Source organism: Vibrio sp. 1S139, from assembly GCF_041439475.1.
In the GTDB taxonomy this organism is placed as follows: domain Bacteria; phylum Pseudomonadota; class Gammaproteobacteria; order Enterobacterales; family Vibrionaceae; genus Vibrio; species Vibrio crassostreae_C.
The window spans coordinates 1-25,188 of the sequence record NZ_JBGOOD010000025.1; the positions used below are offsets into that span (position 1 = coordinate 1).

Below are 25,188 nucleotides of genomic sequence, written 5' to 3' on the forward strand. Positions count from 1 at the left end.
AAGAGTATGGTTCGCACTCGTTTTACTCTGCCGCGTAGCGGCTTCGTTCAACAAGTCGTTAAAGTGCGACCATCAACGTATGGCATTTTCGCTTCGCTGATTGTAGTGCCAAATCGTATAGCACCAAACTTAATGTTAGGATAATAAGGAGAAGTTGAGTTGATATTCGGAGAAATTGAGTCATTTTTATCTTTAGTTGAAAGGGTAATCAAGCCTTTCAAAAAGAGTGACAAAACACTTCAGGAATTCTTATCTACTCGTCTAGTTAGTATTTTTGAAGCTCATGGAGTTCATAGAAATCAAATTCCTAATATTATCGGGCATGGTTTAACACTCCATGATGTTAGTAGTGACGAATATCTTCTTGAAAAGCTAAATAACGAAGTTCTGGCTTCTACTTGTAAGCTATTCGGTATAAACCGAGATTGGTTAGACGGATCATCAAAAGAGGTATACCCGACTTATAACTTTTATAAAGACCCGCAGAAGTTTAGTGATTTTCTTTCTGGACTAATAGCAGAATGCGGAAGTGAGAATCTTGAAGGAGTGTTACTGACAGTTGATAAAATTGACAGAGGAATAGAATCAGTCCTCATTCTTCAAGAGACTCTAGGTCATATCAATAATAAGCCTTACTTCCGTTATTATATCTGTAGTGGGTGGGTATTTTCTTACTGGAAGTCACGAGGCTATATAGCTGCAAGTATTGCGATGTGCTGGAAAAATCAAGTATATGTCAGAGGGCTATATCTAGATACGTCAACGGTCAGTTGTTATGCTAGTGGTGAATGTTTATTAGACTTTGGCCAAGACGGCATCCATTTTCCTTATGGTGTTCGATGGTACCCAGAAGATTTGGTTGAACAACCAGATGTGTACCTGAAAAACGTAGACCCAGAAGAAAATAAGTTTGGCTTAGATGCTGCATTATCTTTATGGTTTCAGTTAAAGAATCAAGGCTTCCTCGATACCGGTTACCCTGACGGCACAGTTATTAAAAAGTTTAGCGAAGCCCGTGAAAAATTAACTTAACAAACGACTTTAGCGCCAACAGCAACTTGGCGCTATCTACCCTTTGCATACCATCATCTCTTAGCTTCAAATCTGGCCGCGTGTAAACCTCCTATTGCCACAACGTCAGCAGAAAAACAAAAAGACCAATCCCAAGCGTGACTTTTAAAAGCAAGCCAAGAGGGGCTCCACCTTTTGGTGCTTTGTTGCAACATCCCATAATTGTTTCCTCATTCATCGTTGGATTCATTTCACCTTAAACCTTTCCCTTACGGTAAGGTCAATGCATTTGTTTATCTAAAATCTACAAAAATTAGTCTTCGTAGTTGTCGATGCTTGGGCAAGAACAGATTAGGTTACGGTCGCCGTATACGTTGTCTACACGGTTAACAGTAGGCCAGTACTTCGAGTTCTTCGTTGCTTTCGATGGGAAGCAAGCCAGTTCGCGAGAGTAAGGGCGATCCCATTCTGCGCCTGAAAGGTCAACTTGTGTGTGCGGTGCGTTCACTAGAGGGTTGTTGTCTAGTGGCCATTCACCCGCTTTCACTGCTGCCATTTCGTGACGGATTGCGATCATCGCTTCACAGAAACGGTCTAGCTCTTCTAAATCTTCAGATTCAGTTGGCTCAACCATTAGCGTGCCTGCTACTGGGAAAGACATCGTAGGTGCGTGGAAACCGAAGTCCATTAGACGCTTAGCAATATCTTCTTCGCTGATGCCTGTGTCTTCTTTAAGCGGACGAATATCGATAATACATTCGTGCGCTACACGGCCGTTAGTGCCACGGTAAAGAACAGGGTAGTGAGGACGTAGTTTTTCCATCACGTAGTTCGCGTTCAGAATCGCTACTTTCGTTGCGTCTGTTAGGCCAGGTTCGCCCATCATTGCGATGTAAGCCCAAGAGATAGGTAGAATTGAAGCACTACCTAAATCTGCTGCTGATACCGCGTAGTCAGAACCTTGTACACCGTTTTCGATGTGACCTGGTAGGAAAGGTGCTAGGTGCGATTTAACACCGATAGGACCCATACCCGGCCCGCCACCACCGTGTGGGATACAGAATGTTTTGTGTAGGTTCAAGTGAGATACGTCTGAACCGATGAAGCCAGGTGAAGTTAGACCTACTTGAGCGTTCATGTTCGCGCCGTCTAGGTAAACTTGACCGCCCGCTGCGTGTACTTGTTCACACACTTCTTTCACTTGCTCTTCGTATACGCCGTGCGTAGAAGGGTAAGTGATCATGATGCTTGATAGGTTTTCTTTGTGCTTCTCGATTTTCGCTGCTAGGTCTGTCATGTCGATGTTGCCATCTTCATCACACTTAACTACCACTACCTTCATTGAAACCATAGATGCCGTTGCAGGGTTAGTACCGTGCGCCGAGCTTGGAATCAGACAAACGTTACGGTGAGCTTCACCGCGGCTTGCGTGGTAACGCTGAATCGCGATTAGACCTGCGTACTCGCCAGATGCACCAGAGTTAGGCTGTAGTGAGAAATCGTCGTAACCGGTGATTTCACATAGCTTCTCTTTAAGATCTTTCGCTAGTGCTGTGTAACCAGCCGCTTGCTCTAGAGGTGCGAATGGGTGAATAGAACCAAACTCAGGCCATGTTACTGGGATCATCTCAGCAGCAGCGTTCAGCTTCATCGTACAGCTGCCCAGTGGGATCATGCCGTGCGTTAGTGAGAAGTCTTTGTTCTCAAGCTGTTTTAGGTAACGCATCATTTGCGTTTCGCTGTGGTGCGTGTTGAATACTGGGTGAGTCAGGAACTCAGATTCACGACGGCAGTTTTCTGGAATTGCTGCAAACTCGTTTGATGCAATGTCAGAAGAAAGTGCTTGAACGTCTTCTTTCACATCGAAGATAGCGAATAGGGCATTCACATCATCTACAGTAGTTGTTTCGTCTAAGCTGATACCGATCTTACCAGGAAGTAGACGTAAGTTGATGTCTGCTGCTTGCGCTTTTGCGTACAGTGCATCTGTCTTCTCTTCTGAGTTGATTGTGATGGTATCGAAGAAGCTGTTGTTCGTTAGCTCGTAACCTGCTTTGGTCAGACCAGCCGCTAGGATAGCTGTCATGTGGTGTGTACGACGAGCAATAGTACGTAGGCCTTCTGCACCGTGGTAAACCGCGTAGAAAGACGCCATGTTTGCTAGAAGTGCTTGAGCTGTACAGATGTTCGATGTCGCTTTTTCGCGGCGGATGTGTTGCTCACGAGTTTGCATCGCCATACGTAGCGCTTGGTTACCGTGCGTATCGATCGAAACACCGATTACGCGACCTGGCATTGTACGCTTATGCTTTTCACGAGTACCCATGAATGCAGCGTGTGGACCGCCGTAACCCATAGGAACACCGAAACGTTGTGCGCTGCCGATAACTACGTCTGCGCCCATCTCGCCCGCAGGCTTAAGTAAAGCAGAAGCAAGTAGGTCAGTAGCAACTGTAACTAGTGTTTTGTTAGGTTGAGCTTTCGCAATGATGTCTGTTAGATCACGAACTTCGCCTGTTGTGCCAGGGTATTGAACTAACGCACCAAATACGTCTTGCTCTGGAAGTGTTTCAAGAGCGCCAACCATTACTTCAAAACCGATGTACTCAGCACGAGTTTTAACAACTTCTAGTGTTTGAGGGTGAACATCGTCAGCAACGAAGAATACTTTGCTCTTGCTTTTACCAGCACGCTTACACAGTGTCATTGCTTCGCCAGCCGCTGTCGCTTCGTCAAGAAGAGACGCGTTCGCGATTTCCATACCTGTAAGGTCCATTACCATTTGTTGGTAATTCAGTAGAGCTTCAAGACGACCTTGAGAAATCTCTGGTTGGTATGGTGTGTAAGCTGTGTACCAGCCTGGGTTCTCTAAAACGTTACGTAGAATAACGTTTGGAGTGAATGTGTTGTAGTAGCCTTGGCCAATGAAAGTACGTTTCACTTGGTTTAGGTTAGCGATCTCTTTTAGAGAGGTCAGCATGTCCATTTCGCTCAGTGGCGCAGCAAGTGTCATTGGTTTTTCAAGACGGATTTGTGCAGGAACCGTTTCGTCGATCAGTGCGTCTAGGCTAGTCGCGTTAATCGCTTGAAGCATTTTTTGCTGGTCTGCTTTATTAGGGCCGTTATGACGAGCAACAAACTCGTTTTGAGTACCCAAGTCTTTTAGTAATTGGCTTTGAAGTAATTCAGTCATGATATCGTTCTACTTTCTCTCTGGAGCCGTGAGCTAGCCCCTAAAATTAAGCTGCTCACAAGAGCAGCTTTATCGTAATGAGGTTACCTATTAGTCTTCTTCGATAGAGCTTAGGTATTCTTCCGCATCTTTAAGGTTGTTTAGTTCAGACGCATCAGACATCTTCACTTTAACAATCCAGCCACCTTCATAAGGTTCTTCGTTGATTAGCTCTGGGCTATCTTCTAGTTCTTCGTTGATTTCTACGATTTCACCAGAGATTGGCGCGTAGATATCAGAAGCTGCTTTAACTGACTCAACTAGAGAGAAGCTTTCGCCAGCTTCAATTTCGTCTTCAGTGTCAGGCAGGTCAACAAACACAACGTCACCTAGCATCTCTTGAGCGTGCTCAGAGATACCGATAGTTACAGTACCGTCACCGTTGTCTTTTACCCACTCGTGGCTGTCTGCAAACTTTAGTGTATTGTCCATTGCTTATTCTCCAAAAATTTATGAGGTTTTAATTTAAATCTTAAAAACGGTCTAACGGTAAAGAGGGAAGCGCTTGCAAAGCTCTTTAACTTGCTTGCGAACACGTTGCTCAACTTCAGCGTTGCCTTCAGGGCTTTCAACTAAGCCATCAAGTACATCGCCGATCCATTCACCGATAAGTTTGAATTCTTCAGTGCCAAAACCACGACTGGTTCCAGCTGGCGTACCTAAACGAATGCCAGAGGTAATCATAGGCTTCTCTGAATCGAATGGTATACCATTTTTGTTACATGTGATCCCTGCACGCTCTAATGCCTCTTCAGTTACGTTACCTTTCAAGCCCTTAGGACGAAGGTCAACCAGCATTAGGTGCGTGTCTGTTCCGCCAGTCACAATGTCACAACCGCGAGTTTGCAACACTTCAGCAAGAACTTTTGCGTTGTCGATCACTGAATCAATATAAGTATTAAATTCTGGGCCAAGTGCTTCGCCAAACGCCACTGCTTTAGCCGCGATAACGTGCATGAGTGGGCCGCCTTGTAGGCCAGGGAACACTGCAGAGTTGATCTTTTTGTTGATGTCTTCGTGGTTCGTCAGAATCATACCGCCGCGTGGGCCACGAAGTGTTTTGTGCGTTGTTGTTGTAACAACGTGTGCGTGTGGTAGTGGGCTAGGGTGAGCACCTGTCGCGATAAGACCCGCGATGTGTGCCATATCTACCATAAGGATAGCGCCAACTTCGTCAGCGATTTCGCGGAATTTAGCGAAGTCGATAACGCGTGGGATAGCACTACCACCTGCAATAATCATTTTAGGTTGGCATTCGATAGCGAGAGCGCGTACCGCTTCGTAATCGATTTCAAGAGTGTCGTGGTCTACGCCGTATTGAACTGCGTTGAACCATTTGCCTGAAAGCGCAGGGCGTGCACCGTGCGTAAGGTGACCACCAGCGTCAAGAGACATACCTAGGATAGTGTCGCCAGGTTGAAGTAGGGCAAGTTTAACTGCGCCGTTCGCTTGAGCACCTGAGTGAGGTTGTACGTTCGCGTATTCACACTTGAATAGCTGTTTAGCACGTTCAATCGCAATAGCTTCTACTGTATCTACGTGCTCACAACCACCGTAGTAACGACGACCTGGGTAGCCTTCTGCGTATTTGTTGGTAAGGCAAGTGCCTTGAGCTTGCATTACTGCTTTAGAAACGATGTTCTCAGAAGCAATAAGTTCGATTTGTTCGTTTTGACGAGTGTTCTCTGCTTGGATTCCAGCAAATACTGCGTCGTCAGTCGCAGATAGGTTCGTAGAGAAAAAACTGTCTAAGCTATGGTTTTGATAAGCGTTCATTGTCGAGACCTTTCATTAAGCTAATGGTGATTGTTTTTATAGTCCATTAGGTCTTACGTTGATTTCTGCATCGGTATCGTTTGCGTTATATAGGTGTATAAATAGTGCGTTGCTTCTTATTTATACGACCATAGCGTCAAAGCGATCGTTGTAGGGTCAATGCAGCACGAATTGGTTCCCAAAAATTTCGGGTAAAAAACAGCTCTTACAAATGTTAAATCTATCACTTGCTGCAAGCTGAAGTAGCATCTCTTCATCTAACAAATCGATAACATAGCTCCGATAAAATCAATTTTCAATAAAAATTTCCAATAGGAAACAGATTTTCTCGTTTTGCTACAGGGAGCACGCTTTATTTCCCTGTGTGCTCTTTAATCAACAAAGCGCTTCATGCAACAATGAAATCAATAGACAGGAAGTAAGAAATGAATGAGGGACCTATGTCAGAAGACATTTATGATGAGTACCCATCTTTAACGTTGGCGAAAGAGACGTTAGATCAGAATATCGAACCACTTAGGCTCGGCCAGCGTATTAAAGATATCCGCAGCAAGCTGGGCATTACGTTAGAAGAGGCGAGCCAACGTACTGGTTTGGCGCGCTCTACGCTGAGTAAAATCGAGAACGAACAAATCTCACCGACGTTCCAAGCGATGCAGAAATTGGCTATGGGTTTGCAAATTGATATGCCGCAACTCTTTGAGCCACCAAGAAAAAAGGTTGCCACAGGACGTCGTGACTTAACTAAAGCAGGTCAGGGCAAACCTCACCCAACTCCGACTTACGAGCATGAACTGCTCGCGACAGAACTTTCGAATAAGAAGATGATGCCGTTCAAGAGCCGAGTGAGAGCACGCACCTTTGAAGAGTATAACGATTGGGTTCGCCACGATGGTGAGGAGTTCTTGATGGTGATCTCTGGTGATGTGATGTTCTACTCAGAATTCTATGAGCCGGTACCCATGAGCGAAGGTGACAGCATGTATTACGACGCCAACATGGGGCATATGTTGATTTCTACTAGTACAGAAGATGCACTGATTTTGTGGGTGACTGCAAAATAAGTTAACAAAGTTAGAATTTCTTATAGTGAATGCAAACGTTTGCTTTTGTTTCTAACGTTTGCCAAAAGACGCGATGTTGGTGTGAAAAGCATCAATATCGCGTTTTTGTATGCGACTGAAAGTTGTTTTTAAATTGTTAAATATCACATTTTGAGCTGTTTTAATCTTGTTAAGGGTGTAAAACTGACTCAGGCTTGTTTACTATAGTGAACACGGTTTACTCATGTTGATTGAAGTTTACTGAAGTGAATTCTTAGAAAGTGAGTCGTATAGCTTTTATACAGAAGCCTCTTTTTATATCGCTAGTAATAAAAGCCTATATAGAAGACATCACTTTTTACTATCTACTGTTTCTAACGTTAACCCATATCGTTAGAGGCGACTCTAAATAGAGATATAAGCGGCAGATTCGATTTGGAAAGCCTGCAACGCTTCATGGAGAATAAAATGACTCAAGAACACGCTAATCAAGACCTACTAAAAACACCTCTGCATGCACTTCACGTTGAAGTCGGCGCAAAAATGGTTCCTTTTGCTGGCTACGACATGCCAGTTCAGTATCCACTAGGTGTAAAGAAAGAGCACTTACACACTCGTGACGCTGCTGGTCTTTTTGATGTTTCTCACATGGGGCAACTGCGTCTACACGGTGAAAATGCAGCCGCTGTTTTAGAATCTCTGGTTCCAGTAGATATTATCGACCTGCCTTCTGGTAAGCAGCGCTACGCCTTCTTTACTAATGAACAGGGCGGCATCATGGATGATCTTATGGTTGCTAACCTTGGCGATCACCTATTTGTTGTTGTGAACGCGGCGTGTAAAACACAAGATATCGACCACCTAACGGCTCACCTTCCTGCAGACGTAAAAATGGAAGTGATTGATGACCGCGCTCTATTAGCACTTCAAGGTCCGAAAGCGTCTGAAGTTCTGGCTCGTTTCCAACCAAGCGTTGCAGACATGCTGTTCATGGATGTTCAAAAAGTCGATATCGACGGCGTAGAGTGCATCGTAAGCCGCAGTGGTTATACCGGTGAAGATGGCTACGAAATCTCAGTACCGAACGATCACGCTGAAGCACTTGCTCGTAAACTAACATCAGAAGCAGAAGTAGAGTGGATTGGCCTTGGTGCTCGTGACTCACTTCGTCTTGAGTGTGGTCTATGTCTGTACGGTCACGATCTAGATACAACAACAACGCCGGTAGAAGCTAGCCTTTTATGGGGTATCCAAAAGGTGCGTCGTACTGACGGTGAACGTGCAGGCGGTTTCCCTGGCGCTGATATCATCCTTGAGCAAATCGCGACTAAAGACGTTCAACGCAAGCGTGTTGGTCTTGTTGGTCAGACTAAAGCACCAGTACGTGAAGGCGCTGAGCTGTTCGATGCTGAAGACAACAAGATTGGCGTTGTAACAAGTGGTACTGCGGGTCCTAACGCGGGCAAGCCTGTTTCTATGGCTTACGTTCGTACTGACCTAGCGGTTATTGGCACTGAAGTATTCGCTGAAGTTCGTGGCAAGAAGCTACCAATGACAGTAGAAAAAATGCCATTCGTACCTCAGCGTTACTATCGTGGCTAATCTCTTTTAAGAGAAACCACTAAGCTAAATGAAAGCCTATTGTTTGCTTCTCTTTATTGGGAAGCCTAACGGTAGGCTTTTTTGATTTTGGTAGCGTATGTCTTTGGTAACGTATTGCTTTTAACGTTATCCACTAACAACGGTTACTTAAAATTCGTTTATAAAATGAGATATGTGGCGATATCGTTACAAATACTTACTATAATCACGATTGTGACGTGTTATGGTGACGATTCATCATTTTTGTAAATAAGTAGTAGGGGTTACAAGGAGTTAACTATGAACGTAAACCATACAATGAGTCCGGTTCGTAAAGCCGTTTTAGGGCTTTTAGCGCCATTAATTTACACATCAAGTGTTATGGCAACGGAAAACACGGGCGAAAGTACTCCTGATGTGGGTGTAACACCCTATATTGTGAATGGTAGCGACGCTTCAGTCATGGAATTTCCTTCGATGGCAAGCTTGTTCATTGATCGTATTGATTATGACGGTGTTTATTCAACAGGCCCTTACTGTGGTGCAACAATTTTAGATCCAACGCATATTCTAACCGCAGCGCATTGTATATACGGTAATGAAGAAGGGCAGTTGTTTACTGTTGTCGTCCCTCAAATTGAAGATACTTCTCAGTTTCCCAACGGTAACATCCAAAAAGCTCGTGTATCTGAGGTTTACTATCGCAGCGATTATTTAAATGCGTTGAGCGACCTATTACGCAATGACGTTGCAATACTTAAGTTAGAAAGCGCACTGAATATCGACTCAATCAATGATGTTGTAAAGCGTCCTAGTTCGGATGGTTATCGCAGTTCTTCTGAGGCGTTTACCGCTGTGGGCCATGGTGATACACGCACTGGTTTCGATGGAACCACTTTGCTACAAAAAGCAAACCTCAATTATGTAGACAATGCGACTTGTAAAACGGTATTTGCTGCTGGCAATGAGTTAACAGAGAATCAAATTTGTTTCGTTGGAGATGTGGCTACTTCTGGCTTGTACGGTGGCACTTGTCAAGGTGACTCTGGAGGTCCTGTCTACTGGAAGGATGGTTCGGTTTACAGACAAGTAGGGATTACCAGCTTTGGTCCTGAAACGTGTGGTGGCAGCTCAAGAGTAACTTCGGTATTCACTGAAATCTATGACTACAGAGATTGGATTACAGATGTAACTGGTGGTGTGATAGATAGTTCTGAAACCGTTCAAATTTCAGCAACAGAAGCTAAGCGAACGGCTTATGTGAATGCACGGACTTCATCTGGTTCAGGCGGCAGTGGAGGCAGTTTGTCGTTTGGCGTGCTAGGCGCGTTGATGTTACTCGGTAGGTTTAGAAGAGCGATGTCTTGTTAGATACCCACGTCTTCATGTTAGCTAAACAAACGGCCAGTCATTCAACTATGACTGGCCGTTTTTGTTTTGTTTGTTTAAGCCGTTCAGAGGATTAGGCACAGAATTCAGTAGACGCTTTTCTACTGTACCTTTCGACAATCACATCCATCTCTTTAACTGCGTCGTTGATGCTTTGAATACCGCCTTGTGCGACACCTTTTTCATTTTGGTTCAGAGCAGAAAAGGCCTGCTTCAATTCTTTCTCTTCCAACATACTTCCGTGCAGCAGCACTTCTTTGTAAGTGAGTAGCCTATGCTGCACTGCAATAATTTCGGAGCGGGCATTGTCCGTTTCTAATGCGTGCTTAATGCAAGGAAATGCCAATTTATAACGATTCGCAATTTCCAATATGACGTCTTTCTTATTCGCAATTTGCAATTTTTCTAATTTCCCAACACTTGAATACTCAAGTTACCTAGCCTGTACGTTCACAACTGATATCAGTGTGAAGGTTTATGAAACGTAACGGTTTTATCAAGCGAATAATATGCCTTTGATGGCTTATGTAAACCATCACAAGTCAATATGGTCTGCTTCTTGCTGAATTTAGGACATAACTGTCTTTTGAGGATGAGCTTATGTCACAAGAACCCATAATATTGGCGCTGATTGAGCGTAGGAAACAAGCCAACTTGTCTCAAGAAAAGTTAGCCTCGAGTGCAGGAATGAGCTTAAAAACCTATCAAAGGATTGAACGCGGAGAGGCGGACATCAAGATGTCTCAGTATCGTTCAATCACTAGAACCTTAAAAGTGACGGATTTGGATGTGGTGCTTGATATTGTTGGCGCATCACAAGTAACAGCGGAAGATGTAGCTGCGGTCAGTCGTCTGCTGACCAGCGAAGAGCGCCTGTTGTTGATCAAGCTGATTTTGTCGGTCAAAAAGAAGCAGTAGTCTTTCTTTCAAATAAACAGCGTAATAGATCGATTCGTTAGTCAAATTGACAGATACTTCTAGGGTAATGTGTTCTCTGAGGGCATGAAGCCATCAGCTCACTCTTCCACGCAGCTGTTTGGTGGTGCTTCTTTGTTTTTTGCTTTCTAAACGTCTTTTCTGAGAGCCACGCGTCGGCTTAGTTGCTCGTCTTACTTTTTGAACCTTTGTCGCTTCCAAGATCAATTCTTTCAAGCGCACTAAAGCATCATCTCGGTTTTGTTCCTGAGTTCTATACTGTTGCGCTTTAATGATAATCACACCGTCTTTGGTGATGCGGCTATCTTTGTGTGCGAGGAGCTTTTCTTTATAGAAGTCAGGTAGGGTAGAGTGCTTGATATCAAAACGTAAATGTATCGCGCTCGATACTTTATTGACGTTCTGACCGCCGGCTCCTTGTGCTCTGATCGCTGTTAACTGGAGTTCCCAGTCTTGAATCGAAACAGAGTTAGATATTTGTAACATAAACATCCATTTTGAACGGTAATATGGCGCCATGATACTGAATATTGGTTATGGTATCAGTAACTTTATTTAAGAGTGGTAGTAGTGATGAAAATAGATTTAACGGCATATGAAGGATTAATCTTTGATATGGACGGTACGTTGATCGATACAATGCCTGAACATGTAAAGGCGTGGGAGCGAACGGCTGAAGAGTTTGGCTTTCATTTTGAAGCGTCTTGGCTGCATAGCTTAGGTGGCATGCCGAGTTATAAGATAGCCGGTGAGGTGAACAGCAAATACGGTTTATCGCTCGACCCACAAGCGGTTTCTACGTTTAAAATGGCGTCGTTTGCGGCTATCGAAGACAAAGGAGACGTTATCCCTTGTACTCACTCTCTGTTGTTAGAGCATCTGGGTAACAAGAAGATTGCAGTCGGAACGGGCAGTCAACGTAAAAGTGCCGAACAGTTACTGGATAAGACAGAGATCTTGAGTAAGCTCGATATTCTCGTGACAGCAACAGACGTTAAGAATCACAAACCAAATCCGGATACTTTCTTAGATGCGTGTTTTGGTATGGGTTTGCAGCCAAAGCAGTGTGTTGTGTTTGAAGATACGAACCTAGGTAAGCAGGCTGCTCATGCTGCGAACATGGATTGTATTCTAGTGGTAGAGGGGAACAAACTAGAGTTCTATCCTGCACCAAGCTGATTGCAAGGATTGGGTTGTTAAACCGCCAAACTAATAGCCTAGCGGAACAATACTGATTTTCTGTTAGGCGATTTCGCTCATTTCGCTGTCTAGGAACAGGCACACACTGTTTCGACCTGCTGCTTTGGCTTCATAAAGTGCTAAATCGGCGCACTTGTAGTTAAGAGCAGGGTCGTTGGTCAGGTTGGTAATTCCACCACTGACCGTCACCACGTTATCGAGCTCAATACTGACTGCGATTCTCAATCTGTTAAGTACATACTCAGCTTCTTCTGTTGTGGTATGAGGCAGAATAACGCCAAACTCTTCGCCACCAATACGAGCCACAAAATCAGTTTCTCGGCACTCTCGTTGTAATACTTGAGCAACGGTTTGAATGACGCGATCTCCATAATCGTGACCAAATCTGTCGTTGATGCGTTTGAAGTGGTCTATGTCCAAAATCGCTAAACAAGACTGTTCGCGAGTAGGGTAACGATTAACACGAGAGCACTCATCTCGCAGCTCAAGATCGAATTTACGGCGGTTCCAACACCCAGCTAAGGCATCTTTTTCACTCAGGTTTCTCAGTTTGTTTTCTAGCTCTTTGTGTTTACTTATATCCACAAATGAAGCGACATAAAACTGAATCACGTCTTTCGAGTCTTTAATGGTTTGGATTCGCAATATTTCCGTGATCAAAGACCCGTCTTTACGACGATTAACCACTTCGCCTTCCCACATGCCTTTCTCTTTGATGATGCTCCACATCTTGATGTAGAACTCTTCGTTGTAGCGACCAGAGGCAAACATGGACGGTTGGCGGCCTTTTACGTCTTCTAACTCGTAGCCACTCACACGGGTGAACTCTTGGTTTACTTTGATGATTCGGTTGTTTCTGTCGGTAATCACCAAGGCAGACATGCCATTCATTGCGGCCTTAGCAAGTTGGCTCTCGATACTGTTCTTCTTGTGGTTGCTGTTCCACAATACGAAGCCAGCGGAGATCATCGAAATCAAGAAAGACAAGGTGATGATCTGAACGACGATCGCTTGTTTTTCTTCTCGGTATTGACTGCTGAACTGCTGATTTTCAATGTGAAGAACCATGTAAATAGGGCCTTCAAACTGTTTGATTTTAGGGCTGATGTCGGAATGAAAATACCAGTTCTCACCATCGAAATAGCTCGAAGATGTCTTGTCTTGAATCGCAGTCCAAAGCTCAGGGTATAACTTTGCGTAAGTCTGCTCTGAACGTGATTCAATTACATGTCCGAAAGATTCCGTAGGATCCGGCCCCATGATTATGTGTCCGGTTTTGTTGAGAATAATAGGAACAGCAGAAGATGCACCAATTTGATAGTGAAGGCGCTTATAAATCTCAAGCATGTTCAGGTTTGCGATGAAGTAACCAATAATGCGGTTGTTTTCAGCGACTGGCGTCATAATGCGTAGTGCTGGAATCAAAGGGCGAACGATCTCTCCGTTTTCGACTTCAAGATCAATACCGCGAGAGCTAATCTCACCAATCTTTAATTGCTGTAGTACCTCATAGTAATCACGCGAAGACTTGTTCTGCAGTTCACTATCTGGAACCACGATTGCTTGATTGTCTTTATAATTAACGCGAAACACTTCGTTGCCAGCTAGATCGAGGTAACGAAGCTGGGAATAGTATTTTTGGCCACGAGCTAACATCACCCAAAGATCTTGCAGGGTTTCTTTATGGATAATAGAAGGTTCTCGAATCGCTCGGAGTAGTGTTTGAGAGTCGGCGATTGAAGGAACAGAGTTAGATATTTGCTCAACAATAACAGCGAGTTCATGAAAGCTGTATTCGATTTGATTTTGGCTAGACTGCTTAATATTTAGAGTGTGCTGAGCATCAATTCTGTCAAGTTCAGAATTGATGTAGAGGGCAGGGACTAGTCCTAGGGCAAAGATGGTACATAGAAATTGGCTGACTAGTTTTTTTATACTTGTATTCATCACTGTCCTCAAAGAATCAACGCAATACTATATATTTTATAGGGTTTTTAATGTGATCTTGACCGAGAAGTTAAGACAAGATTCGCATATAACTACGATTTAAGTGCAACTTCTTGCACTTAAGCTTGATTGCTCAATATAGAACGATGTTCCGAAATATTAGCCAAATTAATCGCGATTAATTGCCGCTTATCTAACTAAGGACAGCTAGCTTAGGCCTACGATATTTCCATTACTATCAATATCTAACGACATGAACGCCGGTTTGTCAGGCAAGCCTGGCATGGTCATCACATTGCCGCACAACGCGTAAATAAAACCAGCACCAGCACACAATTTTAGTTCTCTAACGGGCACGTCAAATTGGATTGGTGCACCTTTTACGTGTGCTTCTGTCGAGATCGATAATGGTGTTTTTGCTAAACAAACCGATAGGTCGTTATAGCCATGCAGTTTGAATTCGGCCAGTTGTTTTTTAGCCAGTGGAGATAACGTAATACTTGCTGCGCCATAGCCAACTTCAGCGACTGCCATCAGCTTTTCTTCTAGGCTTTGCTCTGAGTGATACAAAGGCTTAAATCCACTCTGTTTTTGGCAAGCTTTTACCACGGCGTGAGCCAGTTGAGTCGCCCCTTCGCCACCTTGACCAAATGCTTCGCTTACTTCAACGCTAACGCTTGGATCGAAGTCGGTGATCATCTGTTTCAAAGCATCGAGCTCTTGAGCTGAGTCTTGTGGGAATCGGTTAATCGTAACAACTGTAGGCACTTGGTATTGCTTAACGTTAGTGATGTGCCATTTTAGGTTCTCAAACCCTGCAACAAGCGCGTCTTGGTCATCATTAAAGATTGAATCAGGTAACGGAGTGCCCGGTCTCAAATCGTATAAACCAGAGTTAGCCTTTAATCCACGTAAGGTTGCGACAACCACAGCGCAATCGGGCTTCTTGTTCGACGCTTTCGCTTTTATGTTGCACGCTTTCTCAAAGCCCATGTCTGAGCCGAAACCACCTTCAGTTACCACAAAGTCACTCAGCTTTAACGCTATTTTATCGGCAATAATTGAAGAGTTACCATGTGCGATGTTCGCGAAAGGCCCGGCGTGAATTAGGGTAGGAACGCCTTCAAGGGTTTGCATCAATGTTGGTTCAATAGAATCCTTCATGGTCACGGTCATTGCGCCTGCAACGTTGAAGTCATCTGCGGTTAGCGGCAAGCCTTGTTTGTTGTAAGCAAGTACCACTCGTCCGATGCGCTTTCTCAAATCTTGAAGGTCATTGGCTAGAGCAAGAATGGCCATTAGTTCAGAAGCGGCTGAGATATCAAATCCATCTTCTCGCTCAAAGCCGTTAATTGTTTTGTCTGCTTCGTTCTTGCCAACCGTGATCATGCGTAATGCGCGATCATTATGGTCAAGTACACGTCGCCAAACGATTCTACTTGGGTCGATATTCAGTGCTTTTAAGCCTGAGCGCGTTTCAAAGGCGTCTAACCCTTCACGCTGTTCATGATACAAACGTGCATCAATGGCGGCGGAGGCGAGGTTGTGAGCGGCCGTAACAGCATGAATATCGCCCGTGAGATGCAGGTTTAATTGTTCCATAGGGGCAACTTGAGAGTAACCACCGCCCGCTGCGCCGCCTTTTACACCAAATACCGGGCCCATTGAAGGCTGACGAATGCAGGCCATTGCAGATTGGTTAATCTTTGCGAGGCCTTGTGCTAATCCGATAGTAGTGACGGTTTTGCCTTCACCAAGAGGTGTCGGTGTGATCGCCGTGACTACGACTAACTTACCATCTTGTTGGTTGGCGAGGCGTTCAAGTGATGTGAGAGACACTTTAGATTTGAATTGCCCTAATGGCTGATGTTCGTTGTGGTGCAGGCCAGCTTGCTTGGCAACCTCACTGATGTTTTTAAGGGGAGTAGAGCGACAAATATCAATATCAGACAGCATATTTGATCCTTATATCAGAACCGAAAGGTGGTACGTAAACGTTTGCGTGGCGATAGTGCTGTATAAATTTGCCAAGTAAAGGCAAACCACACGAATTATGTGCTGGAAGATAACAGATCTAAAGAGTCATTGCGCGAGATCAAATCTTAAACGAGCAAAATATTCGATATGATTAACTTCAGATGCCGTTATATTGGTGTTGAATACAAAAAGGGCTGCATATAGCAGCCCTTCAAGGAATGGGTAATCTCACTTGGCGTTAACCTTTAAGAGGTAACTGCCTAATATGGTCGATTAACGATCCCAGTATGTTTCTTCTAAGCTATCTTCGCGTTCAGGTAATGCACGAGAAAGGCGAGGAGAGTGCTGAGTCAACACTTCGTAGCTTACACGGTTTGCGTACTTACAAATTTGAGACAGTGAAGAGTAAGTTAGACAAGTGTGCTCGTGTTTCTCTGAGTTTGGTACATTCACGTGGTGGTAGCTATTTGCTGCCATGTCGTGAAGTAGTGCTGAAAGTGCACCATCGCCAGCGCCATTGGTATTCTTAATCTCAAGTGGGCCACCTAGGTAAGGGCCAATGTGAGAGTACACTTTTACTGGGTCTTTACAGTCTTGCTTACGCATCGCACGGCTGAATTCGTATTTATTGAACTCAGGGATGTTACCCGGTAACAATGGCAGTGTGGTTTCGCGTTTCGCTGGTTCGTCAGTGTAACCTGCCATGTATAGACCAATAGGACCTGCAGTACATAGAACTAGGTCAACCCACTCAAGTGCCTTGTTAGCAGCCAATAGAGGATCTTTTTCACCCGTTAGCGCTTCACCTTCATCTTCGTTCATCGCGACGATGGTTACGTTTTCTTTCAGGTATTCTTGCCACCATTCAGCGTTGCCTTCGATCACATACTTAGTACCAAGTGTTAGTACAACAGGCACATTGTGCGCTTTCGCGTATTCAATCGCTTTTTGTACCGCTTTTGGCATCGGATCTTCAGGTTTGCCACGCATTAGGTATGACGACACAACCAATGCAGAAGCTTTCTCGAAGACTTTTTCAGGAATGCTTTCTGGAAGAAGTTGGTTCATGTGGCCTTCGTTGATTGCAAACGTACGTTCGCCATCTTCAGAAATCAGCGTGTAACAACGACCAATTGGACCATCAACAGTTTGAAGGTGGTTTAGATTCATACGAGAAGAAGTGCGGCAAAGGTAACGATAACCAAATGAGCCAACTTCAATCTTCTTAGACATTACGCCAAGCAGGACAGATTTGCTGTCCGCAAGTACGGAATAGTTGTGCAGTGTGTTGCCGATAGTATCGCCAGGATATTGATGCGTGATCAAACCGCGCTCAACTAACTCTTCATACAGCGCATCTGCTTTACTTTCTTCCAATACCAGTGAGTGACCTTTACTCAGCTCGTATTTTTCTAGGAACTCGTTGTCAACACGGGCTTCGATATCAACAATCGTTTGGCCAACACCCACAATCGTTGCGCGGTGAAGCTTAGGCGTTTGTTGAATTTGGTTGACCAACGGATCACGTGCGTGAGTTGGAAAGTAGTGCTTAGATTTACGCTGTCCAGGAAACTTCATATGAAAAATACAGTGAAAAAATTTTGCCGCATGATATCACATTTTGTTTCTGTTTCTTTCATTTTTATTACATTTTGAATCACCTGCACAATGTCTGTACAGGTGATTCAACTAACTATATGTTTGAAACTACTCGGTTGGCTGTACTAACGTCGCTGGATCAACGTAAGCCTCTGTACCCCATAGTGGAACAGTTGAAAGGCTGTGTTTGAAGCTACCTTCTGTTTCTTTGGTGGTGTAAGACAAGTAGAGCAGCGACTGATTCTCTGCATCGTAGATACGACGAACCTTCATTGTTTTAAAGAAGATACTTTTCGATTGCTTGAATACCACTTCGCCAGACTTACTCTTGTCTATTTGAGCAATCATTTCTGGTGTAATTTCACCTGTTTGACGACAAGATATAGAGCTATCACTTGGATCAGAAAGGCTAAGGTTTGCTTCGATTGATGCGATATGACAGGTAACACCCGCGATCTTATCGTCATCTAATGAAGACATCTTGATATCCTTCATTGTGAAGAAACCCAGTGAGACGTCGCCAACCTCGTTGTCCGAACAGCCAGCTAACATTGTCACGATACCTGCTGCTATTAAGGCTTTTTTCATAAGAAGTCCTTTTTATTTATATAGTTCTGTTTACTATAAGGATATTGAAAGCTTGGATACGAGTGTAGAGCTTTTCGTTAAGTTCTTAAAGGATGTTGTTGGATAATGAAAAATATGAAGCATTTAAAGTACTTGTTGGCCTTGGTCATGCTCTGTATGCTCTCTGCTTGTAGCTCGGCACCTCAGCCGACCGTATGTCTTCCAAATAACTGCGATATTTGGGGATACTAACCGTAGGTACTAAAAGAATGAATAACGAAATACCTGAAATTGCACACAAGAAAAACCAATGGCTATTTAGTCAGCTCGATATTGCTTACCCCGCAAAAGAGAGTCTCCTCGGCCGTGAACTTTATCAAAGCAAACTTCCATCCAAGACATACCAACTCCTAGCACAAGATCAAACTCCTTCCCAAATTGATGAACTGCATAAAGTCGATTTCCATAAATTGACCGTGCTATTTTCACTCAACCAAGCAAGCGTTTACCAAGATGAAATCGAAAGGGCACACATGCTTGAGTTCTTGAGCCAAATTATGCTTTCTGACGATCATGTATTATATATTGGTACTCAAAACGGTGAAGTTGTGGCGAGCGCTATCGTCACAGAAGCGGATGGTTCCCTATTGATCTCGGATGTCGTTGCTGAAAATGGTCAAAGTATCAACAACTTTGCTAAGCAGTTACACGATTTTTGGGCACAAGATCATGCTTCTTGCGATAAAGTATGGATCGAGAACTAAAGATTCTTTGACAAAGCGTTAATCTAAGTACAATACCCCGTCTTATTTAAAGGGTATTGTATGTACAAGCTATTGATATCAATCGCTGTATTATGTGTTAGCGCTTATTCTTCACTCAGTTTTGCTAACGACTGGGATATTAAACGCATCCTAGTTTTACACTCATACGAACCTTCTTATCAATGGACTGCTGACTTCCAAAAAGGGATAGACAGTGCGTTCAGCCAGTCTCAAACCGAAGTTAAACTCTCAATAGAGTATTTGGATTCAAAGCGTGTCCACAGCCCAGAGTATTACGACTCTCTCGCGAACTACTTACGTGCGAAGTATGCAGGTTATAAATTTGATGGCGTAATTGCGACGGACGATAACGCAGCCAATTTTCTTGAATCTCTGCCTAATTTGATTGATCGCTCCACACCTGTCGTTGCAGCCGGCATCAATGATTTCAGCACCGACATGTACGCGGTGTCTGACAGAGCAACTGTGCTTTACGATAACGATCAGATAGACGTTAATATTAAGCTGATCTCCAAATTAAGACCTAATCTAAAGAATCTCTATTTTGTAAATGATTACAGTGTCACGTCTGAATTGATTCATAAAGAAATGAACAAAATGATGGCTGAATTTTCAAATATCAATCTCGTAGAAATTCGCGACTTGTCGCTGGAGCATACGAGCCAATTTTTGGAAGGGATCTCTGCGGACGATGCGGTATTGCTCAGTCATTACAACACCGAGTTAAAGCAAGGGGTTTATCACACTTACCAAGAGATTGCGGATACGTTGTCAAAAGCGAGTGCTGCTCCGGTGTTTGCTTTATGGCAGTTCTATATTTCGGGTGATGTACTCGGTGGTTACGTTAATCACTCACAAAGCATGGGTGAACAGGCCGTCGATGCGTTGGATAAATACCTTCCACTTGGTTTTACTACACCGTTAACTCCCGGAGACAACAAACGTTTTGTATTCAATTACCCTGCAATGAAGAGATACGGGATTAGTGGAAACGCGTTACCTGACGAAGCGGTTTTCATTAACGAGCCTTCATCCTTTATTCGCAAAAACTTCCAGTTGTTATTGGGGCTGTCGATGGTGATTGCGGGTTTGAGCCTGATCATCTTGATGCAATTTGTCACTCTGCGCCAAAAGAAAGAGTTGGCGAATAAGAACAAACGAATCTTAAAGCTTCAGAAACAGACCTTGAATATCCAAAAGGATATGATTCATGTTCTCGGAGAGGCAATTGAAACCCGCTCTGGCGAAACTGGTAATCATGTTAAGCGTGTAGCCAAGTTGTCTGCACTGCTTGCTAAGTATCGTGGCTTGAGCCATCGCGAGGTCGAGATGATTGAGATCATCAGCCCAATGCACGATGTGGGTAAGATTTCAGTCCCTGAATCAATCTTGGATAAACCTGGGAAATTAACCGACCAAGAGTGGGAGGTGATGAAGCTTCATACTACGGCTGGCTATAACTTACTAAAGAGCGGAGCGGGTGATATTACCAACCTCGCGGCAATCATTGCTAACGAACATCACGAGCGTTGGGATGGTGCTGGATACCCGAATGGAAAAGTGGGTGATGAAATACACCTGTTTGCTCGTATCACTGCCGTAGCCGATGTGTTTGATGCGCTGCTTAGTGCACGTTGCTACAAAGAACCGTGGCCGTTAGATATGGTGGTCGATTTGTTTGAGCGAGAGTGTGGCTACCAGTTTGATCCTCAGCTAACTAAATTGCTACTGAAACACTTATCCGAGTTTGTCGCTATCCGAGATTCGTACCCCGATACTGGAACTGTAGAATATGCGTCTTCACCTTCGCTTGAAGCTAAGGTCTTAGAAGAGTCGGTTGTTAGCTAATTGTCGCTCTATCTGAGTAGCCTATAAGCCATTTTTTTTATCGATTCACCACGATCCGGCTAGGAAGTAGTGATTTATATTTTCTCCTGAAATTGAGTAGCTTATGTAAACCTCGCAGTATTTGGTTTCGTAGAATCTGGGTTAATTTAATGAAAACTGTTGCTTATGCTGAGCGATAAAGTGATCAACTCCATATTTCGCGAAGAGAAATAAGTCTGTATCTGCAAACTGTTACCTCAATCATCTCGCGCATTGAAAGAACACTATAGGATAAAACTTGGATTCAATCTGAGTGAGATACCTATGCGGTTAGAACAGACTAAATGTGTGATTTTCGATTGTGACGGAACACTTATCGATAGTGAAAAGCTGTGCTGCCAAGCTTTGGTGAACGTTTTCACTGGCTTTGGAGCGGAGCTAAACGTCAACGACTGCTATGCGCACTTTCAAGGCGGGAAGCTAGCCGACATCTTAATGGATACACAAGAACGTCTTGGGTTATCTATCTCGATTGATACACTTGAGCCGTTATATCGCAATGAATTACAAGCACTGTTCCAGCGTCATTTAAAACCGATGGATGGCGCTATCGAACTTATTGAATTCCTCAAACAACAAGACATCGAGTTTTGTATTGCTTCCAATGCACCGAAATCTAGGGTTGAATCTTCATTGGCGATGACAGGCATGCTAGACGACTTCAAAGGCAAAGTGTTCTCAGCTTTTGATGCTAACAGCTGGAAGCCAGAGCCTGATCTAATCATGTACACGGCCATGAACATGGGCTTTCTGCCAAATGAGTGCATCTACGTGGATGATACGTTGAAAGGGATTGAGGCTGGTGTTCGCGCGGGTATCCAATCGTTTCGATTACGCCCGAGTATTGATGAAGCAATCGTAGATCCCGAAGCCGACTCAGCAGAACTCGCGGCTCAGGATATCTACAGTTTAGAAGAAATTTCAGTTTGGATTAATGGCAAGCACTGCTCAAATGGTGGTATATCGAATTCTGCAGCTTTGGTGGGGTAGAGCTTAGTTGAAGGCTGACTACCTTACTAAATTGTTTGGTGTGGAAACCGCAAGATGCACAAGTAAACTTTTCTCCACTTTCTGAAAGCAGATACTCGTCGTGTTGGCATAAAGGGCATGTAATGTCGTCGGTGTTTGGTGTTTCTGTTTTATTCATTATGTGTCACCTGCAGCAAGGGGGTAAGCGAAAAAAGACCCGTTCAATTAGATTACTCCTAAGCTCGAATATTAGACAGTTCTGACACTTCTTAATCTCTCCTTTGCGACTTGCTTCATGGTAATTGATAATGTCATCGTTATTGACCATGGTTCTTGTAATGTTATTAAACAAAAGCCAAAAAGAAAGGACCCATTACGAGTCCTCATTAGTTTGTTTTCAATTCACGCCGCTAGTTCACCAGTTGATCCTTAAGTTCGGTAGCGTGCCAATGTCTGAGATAGAGAAACCGACGCTTCTGTTAGCCTAGATACGCCATTTGAAGAATTCTGAGCCACGTCTTTAATCACATCGGATTGGCTTCGAATATCGTTAAGCTCTGCTGCAATCGTATTGGCAACGTTACTTTGCTCATCGGCTGATGTTGCGATTTGGATACTCATGTCCATTAGTGCTTGAGCTGAATCTGCAATCGAGTTTACGTCGTGACCAATGTTTGAAATCAACTGGCTACTGGTTTGCGCTTGGTCAACCGTCTGTTCGGTGATCTTCGCGATATTTTGGCTCTCTTGCTGTAAGCGTTCAATCATCGCTTGGATTTCTACAGTAGCCGACTGAGTGCGGCTTGCCAGTGTTCTTACTTCATCAGCAACAACAGCGAAACCTCGGCCTTGCTCGCCCGCACGAGCGGCTTCAATCGCGGCATTTAAAGCAAGTAAGTTAGTTTGCTCTGAAATAGCATTGATCGTCGTGATGACCTCGTTAATTTGGCTCGTATTCACATTCAAGCTAGTAACAGAAGATGAGGTTTGCTCAATCAAAGAAGAAAGGGTGGTGATTTCCGAGATTGCCTGTTGAACCTTCGCGTGGCTATCGTTGATTTGCTGCGCGTCTTGTTCTGTTTGTTCAGTTGAGCGTGCAGAGATGTTAGAGACTTCATTTGCCGAAGCTGTCATCTGATCCATTGCTGTCGCTACAGAGTCTAGAGAGGCATTTTGGCTCATGATTTGTGTTTCGCTGCGCTTCATCTCAGTTTCGAAAGAAGCCGATGTTTCGCTTAGCGTTGCTGCACTGTGGTTTACGTTGTTGACTAACTCACTAAGCGTGTCCATTGAACGGTCAAGCGCACAACCAATCGTGCCGAACTCATCACGGCCAGGGTGGAAGCCAAGGCGTGATGTTAAGTCACCATCACCAATCTTTTGAGTCGTTGAATAAAGAACCCAAAGTGCGCCGCCTAGGAAAGTCGCTACCCAGTAACAGAAAAGACCAAAAGGCACACACCACAAGAAGCTCAGTAATAAAGTGTTCAGTGCTTGCTGCTTTTGATTCTGTATATCGTTAGTTGAAACGGTAAGTGAGTAGTAGTTGCCATCTTGTGCGAGTGCTGTGGCAGTCACAGAACCATTATTTGAAATAGTGGTTTGTTGAGCGCGAGTTTGCTGGCTAACAGAGCGAACAGATGCCGGGGAATCTGATGCTGATAAAATGCCTTGCAGTTGATACTCGACCTGCTGTTTTGCAGTTACGTCAATGTGTTCCATTTTGTTGACGTAGTTCAGTCCAGCTAGGCTTGCCAGAGCGGCAAAAAAGATTAAGAAAATGACCCAAAACTTGTCGTTGATCGACATCTTAATAAACAGTTTGTCTATCGTTCGAAATTGTACTTCTTTCATAAAAACTCCACGGTAAATCCTTTACCGTGGACTCTAAATAACCGACCTCAATAAAAATGTGACTTCAATCGACTAATTGTGAAAATTAATGATAGTGATATGTCATTTATGAGATCTGAATCAAGTAAATTAGTTCTGTATAGGTTTATTAGCCTAAAGAAGGCAGTAACCCTACTGAAATAAGAACTTGAATCGCAATGATAAATACGCCAACGCTACCTGCTAAAAACAACGCTTTGCTACCGCCTAACACTTGGTAACTGGCTTCTGAAGATTGTGGTTTGACAGAGAAATCAGTGTAACGAACCTTGTAGACCATCACTGTTGGTAACAGAATCGCGAGCACTGAAAGTGCAATGGCTGCGTAGCCTAAAGCCATGATGAAGCCTTGTGGGTAAAATAAGGCAAACCCCAGTGGCGGTAAGAAGGTGATAGCAGCTGTCTTAACACGTTTTGCGTTACCTAGTTTCTTGCTCAGTGAGTCGCCCATGAATTCAAATAAGCCCAAGCTCACACCAATAAAAGATGTCAGCAGTGCAAGGTCTGCAAACACACCGACGATCACGCTTAGGTTGGATTGATGAACCGTTTGCGATAGCGAGACTAATAGCGCGCCCAAGCTTGTGTCAGACAACAACTGCTCTTGGCTAATCACGCCCAAAGTAACACTTTGCCAGAAAACGTAGATAACCAGAGGCAGTGCCGAGCCAATAATCATTACCTTACGTAAAGAACGAACGTCACCATCTAGGTATCGAACAATTGATGGGATGCTGCCGTGGAAACCAAAAGAGGTAAACACAACCGGAATAGCCGCAACAATCAGGCCTTGCTGTAAAGGCATGCTCATTAAGTATTGAGAGGTAATGTTTGGCGCTAGGAAGCTGAGTACCAAAACCATCGCGATAAGCTTTAAGCCAAACAAAACGCGGTTAACTTTATCAACACTGTGTGTACCAATCGTAACAACGCCGGCAACTAATAGGGTAAATAGAAGCGTGGTGATTTGAGCATTAAGTTCGATACCCGCGATATCCGAAATTCGTTGGTTAAATTGCGCACCGCCGCCAGCTATGTATGCCGCACACAGAGCGTAGAAAAGAAACATCACCGCGAAGCTCGCAATCCACTTTCCTTTTGTCCCCAAAATGGTATGAGCTAACGTGTGTAGGGTAGCGTCAGATTCTGCGAATTGGTGAAGCTCTACCATTAATAGCGCAGTAAAAGCCATTAACGCCCATAAACCCAGCATCAAGAAAAGTGAAGTTGAAAAGCCAATACCTGCAGAAGCAAGTGGAAGAGCGAGCATGCCAGCACCAATGGTTGTGCCTGCAATGATCAAAGTACTACCAAAAACCTTTGATTTATTCATTGTATATAATTCTTTACGTTAGGGTGTGTTTTCATTGTAATTCTTCTAGCTTAAGCGCATAAA

The 25,188-nt window shown here is 43.9% G+C and carries 21 protein-coding genes; 9 read left to right on the top strand and 12 right to left on the bottom strand.

Going from position 1 to position 25,188, the window contains the following annotated elements; all coding sequences use genetic code 11:
- Positions 1-159 precede the first annotated feature (159 nt).
- A complete protein-coding gene (locus ACED46_RS10380; protein WP_371721395.1) occupies positions 160-1,032 on the top strand; it encodes a hypothetical protein in 873 nt (290 codons plus the stop codon).
- 91 nt (positions 1,033-1,123) lie between these two features.
- Here ACED46_RS10380 and ACED46_RS10385 read toward each other — a convergent pair whose 3' ends face one another.
- From ACED46_RS10385 to ACED46_RS10400, 4 genes are all read right to left on the bottom strand, one after another.
- Entirely contained in the window at positions 1,124-1,261 is a 138-nt protein-coding gene (locus tag ACED46_RS10385; RefSeq protein WP_371721423.1) for a hypothetical protein, read from the bottom strand.
- Between the two features lie 63 nt (positions 1,262-1,324).
- Positions 1,325-4,204 (bottom strand): aminomethyl-transferring glycine dehydrogenase, encoded by a 2,880-nt coding sequence (gene gcvP / locus ACED46_RS10390; protein WP_371721396.1) that lies wholly within the window; start codon positions 4,202-4,204, stop codon positions 1,325-1,327.
- A 90-nt stretch (positions 4,205-4,294) separates the two neighbouring features.
- Positions 4,295-4,675 (bottom strand): glycine cleavage system protein GcvH, encoded by a 381-nt coding sequence (gcvH, locus tag ACED46_RS10395; RefSeq protein ID WP_017067508.1) that lies wholly within the window; start codon positions 4,673-4,675, stop codon positions 4,295-4,297.
- A 51-nt stretch (positions 4,676-4,726) separates the two neighbouring features.
- Positions 4,727-6,019, bottom strand: a complete 1,293-nt coding sequence (locus tag ACED46_RS10400; protein ID WP_371721397.1) for a serine hydroxymethyltransferase — start codon at positions 6,017-6,019, stop codon at positions 4,727-4,729.
- Positions 6,020-6,459: 440 nt separating this feature from the next.
- Here ACED46_RS10400 and ACED46_RS10405 point away from each other — a divergent pair, with 440 nt between their 5' ends.
- The 3 genes from ACED46_RS10405 (at position 6,460) to ACED46_RS10415 (ending at position 10,014) form a co-directional block, all read left to right on the top strand.
- Positions 6,460-7,083, top strand: coding sequence for a helix-turn-helix domain-containing protein (locus ACED46_RS10405; protein WP_017059847.1), 624 nt, complete (start codon positions 6,460-6,462; stop codon positions 7,081-7,083).
- 447 nt (positions 7,084-7,530) lie between these two features.
- A complete protein-coding gene (gene gcvT, locus ACED46_RS10410) occupies positions 7,531-8,664 on the top strand; it encodes a glycine cleavage system aminomethyltransferase GcvT (RefSeq protein ID WP_017059846.1) in 1,134 nt (377 codons plus the stop codon).
- A gap of 279 nt (positions 8,665-8,943) precedes the next feature.
- Positions 8,944-10,014, top strand: a complete 1,071-nt coding sequence (locus tag ACED46_RS10415; RefSeq protein ID WP_371721398.1) for a trypsin-like serine protease — start codon at positions 8,944-8,946, stop codon at positions 10,012-10,014.
- A 91-nt stretch (positions 10,015-10,105) separates the two neighbouring features.
- Here the strand turns inward: ACED46_RS10415 and ACED46_RS10420 are convergent, their stop codons facing one another.
- Positions 10,106-10,432, bottom strand: a complete 327-nt coding sequence (locus ACED46_RS10420; protein WP_371721399.1) for a hypothetical protein — start codon at positions 10,430-10,432, stop codon at positions 10,106-10,108.
- A 200-nt stretch (positions 10,433-10,632) separates the two neighbouring features.
- On the opposite strand from ACED46_RS10420, the gene ACED46_RS10425 reads away from it, so the two are divergent.
- Positions 10,633-10,950: a helix-turn-helix transcriptional regulator gene (locus tag ACED46_RS10425; protein WP_017059843.1), complete on the top strand. Its 318-nt coding sequence runs from the start codon at positions 10,633-10,635 to the stop codon at positions 10,948-10,950.
- A gap of 93 nt (positions 10,951-11,043) precedes the next feature.
- On the opposite strand, the gene arfB is transcribed toward ACED46_RS10425, so the two are convergent.
- Complete coding sequence (gene arfB, locus ACED46_RS10430; protein WP_017059842.1) at positions 11,044-11,454, bottom strand: alternative ribosome rescue aminoacyl-tRNA hydrolase ArfB; 411 nt, start codon at positions 11,452-11,454, stop codon at positions 11,044-11,046.
- 87 nt (positions 11,455-11,541) lie between these two features.
- Here arfB and ACED46_RS10435 point away from each other — a divergent pair, with 87 nt between their 5' ends.
- Entirely contained in the window at positions 11,542-12,147 is a 606-nt protein-coding gene (locus ACED46_RS10435; RefSeq protein WP_371721400.1) for a beta-phosphoglucomutase family hydrolase, read from the top strand.
- Between the two features lie 63 nt (positions 12,148-12,210).
- On the opposite strand, the gene ACED46_RS10440 is transcribed toward ACED46_RS10435, so the two are convergent.
- The 4 genes from ACED46_RS10440 to ACED46_RS10455 form a co-directional block, all read right to left on the bottom strand.
- Positions 12,211-14,115 (bottom strand): diguanylate cyclase, encoded by a 1,905-nt coding sequence (locus ACED46_RS10440; RefSeq protein ID WP_371721401.1) that lies wholly within the window; start codon positions 14,113-14,115, stop codon positions 12,211-12,213.
- Positions 14,116-14,322: 207 nt separating this feature from the next.
- Positions 14,323-16,071, bottom strand: a complete 1,749-nt coding sequence (locus ACED46_RS10445; RefSeq protein WP_371721402.1) for a formate--tetrahydrofolate ligase — start codon at positions 16,069-16,071, stop codon at positions 14,323-14,325.
- 294 nt (positions 16,072-16,365) lie between these two features.
- A complete protein-coding gene (locus ACED46_RS10450; RefSeq protein ID WP_017069885.1) occupies positions 16,366-17,670 on the bottom strand; it encodes an inosine/guanosine kinase in 1,305 nt (434 codons plus the stop codon).
- 129 nt (positions 17,671-17,799) lie between these two features.
- Positions 17,800-18,279: a CreA family protein gene (locus ACED46_RS10455; RefSeq protein WP_017064645.1), complete on the bottom strand. Its 480-nt coding sequence runs from the start codon at positions 18,277-18,279 to the stop codon at positions 17,800-17,802.
- A gap of 248 nt (positions 18,280-18,527) precedes the next feature.
- Here ACED46_RS10455 and ACED46_RS10460 point away from each other — a divergent pair, with 248 nt between their 5' ends.
- From ACED46_RS10460 to ACED46_RS10470, 3 genes are all read left to right on the top strand, one after another.
- Positions 18,528-19,022 carry a hypothetical protein gene (locus ACED46_RS10460; protein ID WP_017064644.1) on the top strand — a complete coding sequence of 165 codons (495 nt, stop codon included), beginning with the start codon at positions 18,528-18,530 and terminating at the stop codon, positions 19,020-19,022.
- A 60-nt stretch (positions 19,023-19,082) separates the two neighbouring features.
- Entirely contained in the window at positions 19,083-20,891 is a 1,809-nt protein-coding gene (locus ACED46_RS10465; protein WP_371721403.1) for an HD domain-containing phosphohydrolase, read from the top strand.
- A 303-nt stretch (positions 20,892-21,194) separates the two neighbouring features.
- A complete protein-coding gene (locus ACED46_RS10470) occupies positions 21,195-21,920 on the top strand; it encodes an HAD-IA family hydrolase (protein WP_017059834.1) in 726 nt (241 codons plus the stop codon).
- Between the two features lie 408 nt (positions 21,921-22,328).
- Here the strand turns inward: ACED46_RS10470 and ACED46_RS10475 are convergent, their stop codons facing one another.
- Together ACED46_RS10475 and ACED46_RS10480 are read right to left on the bottom strand one after the other, a co-directional pair.
- Positions 22,329-23,753 carry a methyl-accepting chemotaxis protein gene (locus ACED46_RS10475; protein WP_371721404.1) on the bottom strand — a complete coding sequence of 475 codons (1,425 nt, stop codon included), beginning with the start codon at positions 23,751-23,753 and terminating at the stop codon, positions 22,329-22,331.
- 148 nt (positions 23,754-23,901) lie between these two features.
- Positions 23,902-25,125 (bottom strand): aromatic amino acid transport family protein, encoded by a 1,224-nt coding sequence (locus ACED46_RS10480; protein WP_017059832.1) that lies wholly within the window; start codon positions 25,123-25,125, stop codon positions 23,902-23,904.
- Between the last annotated feature and the right edge of the window lie 63 nt (positions 25,126-25,188).

What these genes read in the sequence shown, in the direction of transcription:
- ACED46_RS10475 (WP_371721404.1), bottom strand. Translation starts at nt 23,753, where the DNA reads ATGAAAGAAGTACAATTTCGAACGATAGACAAACTGTTTATTAAGATG.
- ACED46_RS10385 (WP_371721423.1), bottom strand. Translation starts at nt 1,261, where the DNA reads ATGAATCCAACGATGAATGAGGAAACAATTATGGGATGTTGCAACAAA.
- ACED46_RS10450 (WP_017069885.1), bottom strand. Translation starts at nt 17,670, where the DNA reads ATGAAGTTTCCTGGACAGCGTAAATCTAAGCACTACTTTCCAACTCAC.
- ACED46_RS10440 (WP_371721401.1), bottom strand. Translation starts at nt 14,115, where the DNA reads ATGAATACAAGTATAAAAAAACTAGTCAGCCAATTTCTATGTACCATC.
- ACED46_RS10415 (WP_371721398.1), top strand. Translation starts at nt 8,944, where the DNA reads ATGAACGTAAACCATACAATGAGTCCGGTTCGTAAAGCCGTTTTAGGG.
- ACED46_RS10465 (WP_371721403.1), top strand. Translation starts at nt 19,083, where the DNA reads ATGTACAAGCTATTGATATCAATCGCTGTATTATGTGTTAGCGCTTAT.
- gcvT (WP_017059846.1), top strand. Translation starts at nt 7,531, where the DNA reads ATGACTCAAGAACACGCTAATCAAGACCTACTAAAAACACCTCTGCAT.
- ACED46_RS10480 (WP_017059832.1), bottom strand. Translation starts at nt 25,125, where the DNA reads ATGAATAAATCAAAGGTTTTTGGTAGTACTTTGATCATTGCAGGCACA.
- ACED46_RS10470 (WP_017059834.1), top strand. Translation starts at nt 21,195, where the DNA reads ATGCGGTTAGAACAGACTAAATGTGTGATTTTCGATTGTGACGGAACA.
- ACED46_RS10460 (WP_017064644.1), top strand. Translation starts at nt 18,528, where the DNA reads ATGAATAACGAAATACCTGAAATTGCACACAAGAAAAACCAATGGCTA.
- ACED46_RS10405 (WP_017059847.1), top strand. Translation starts at nt 6,460, where the DNA reads ATGTCAGAAGACATTTATGATGAGTACCCATCTTTAACGTTGGCGAAA.
- gcvP (WP_371721396.1), bottom strand. Translation starts at nt 4,204, where the DNA reads ATGACTGAATTACTTCAAAGCCAATTACTAAAAGACTTGGGTACTCAA.
- ACED46_RS10425 (WP_017059843.1), top strand. Translation starts at nt 10,633, where the DNA reads ATGTCACAAGAACCCATAATATTGGCGCTGATTGAGCGTAGGAAACAA.
- ACED46_RS10400 (WP_371721397.1), bottom strand. Translation starts at nt 6,019, where the DNA reads ATGAACGCTTATCAAAACCATAGCTTAGACAGTTTTTTCTCTACGAAC.
- arfB (WP_017059842.1), bottom strand. Translation starts at nt 11,454, where the DNA reads ATGTTACAAATATCTAACTCTGTTTCGATTCAAGACTGGGAACTCCAG.
- ACED46_RS10455 (WP_017064645.1), bottom strand. Translation starts at nt 18,279, where the DNA reads ATGAAAAAAGCCTTAATAGCAGCAGGTATCGTGACAATGTTAGCTGGC.
- ACED46_RS10435 (WP_371721400.1), top strand. Translation starts at nt 11,542, where the DNA reads ATGAAAATAGATTTAACGGCATATGAAGGATTAATCTTTGATATGGAC.
- gcvH (WP_017067508.1), bottom strand. Translation starts at nt 4,675, where the DNA reads ATGGACAATACACTAAAGTTTGCAGACAGCCACGAGTGGGTAAAAGAC.
- ACED46_RS10445 (WP_371721402.1), bottom strand. Translation starts at nt 16,071, where the DNA reads ATGCTGTCTGATATTGATATTTGTCGCTCTACTCCCCTTAAAAACATC.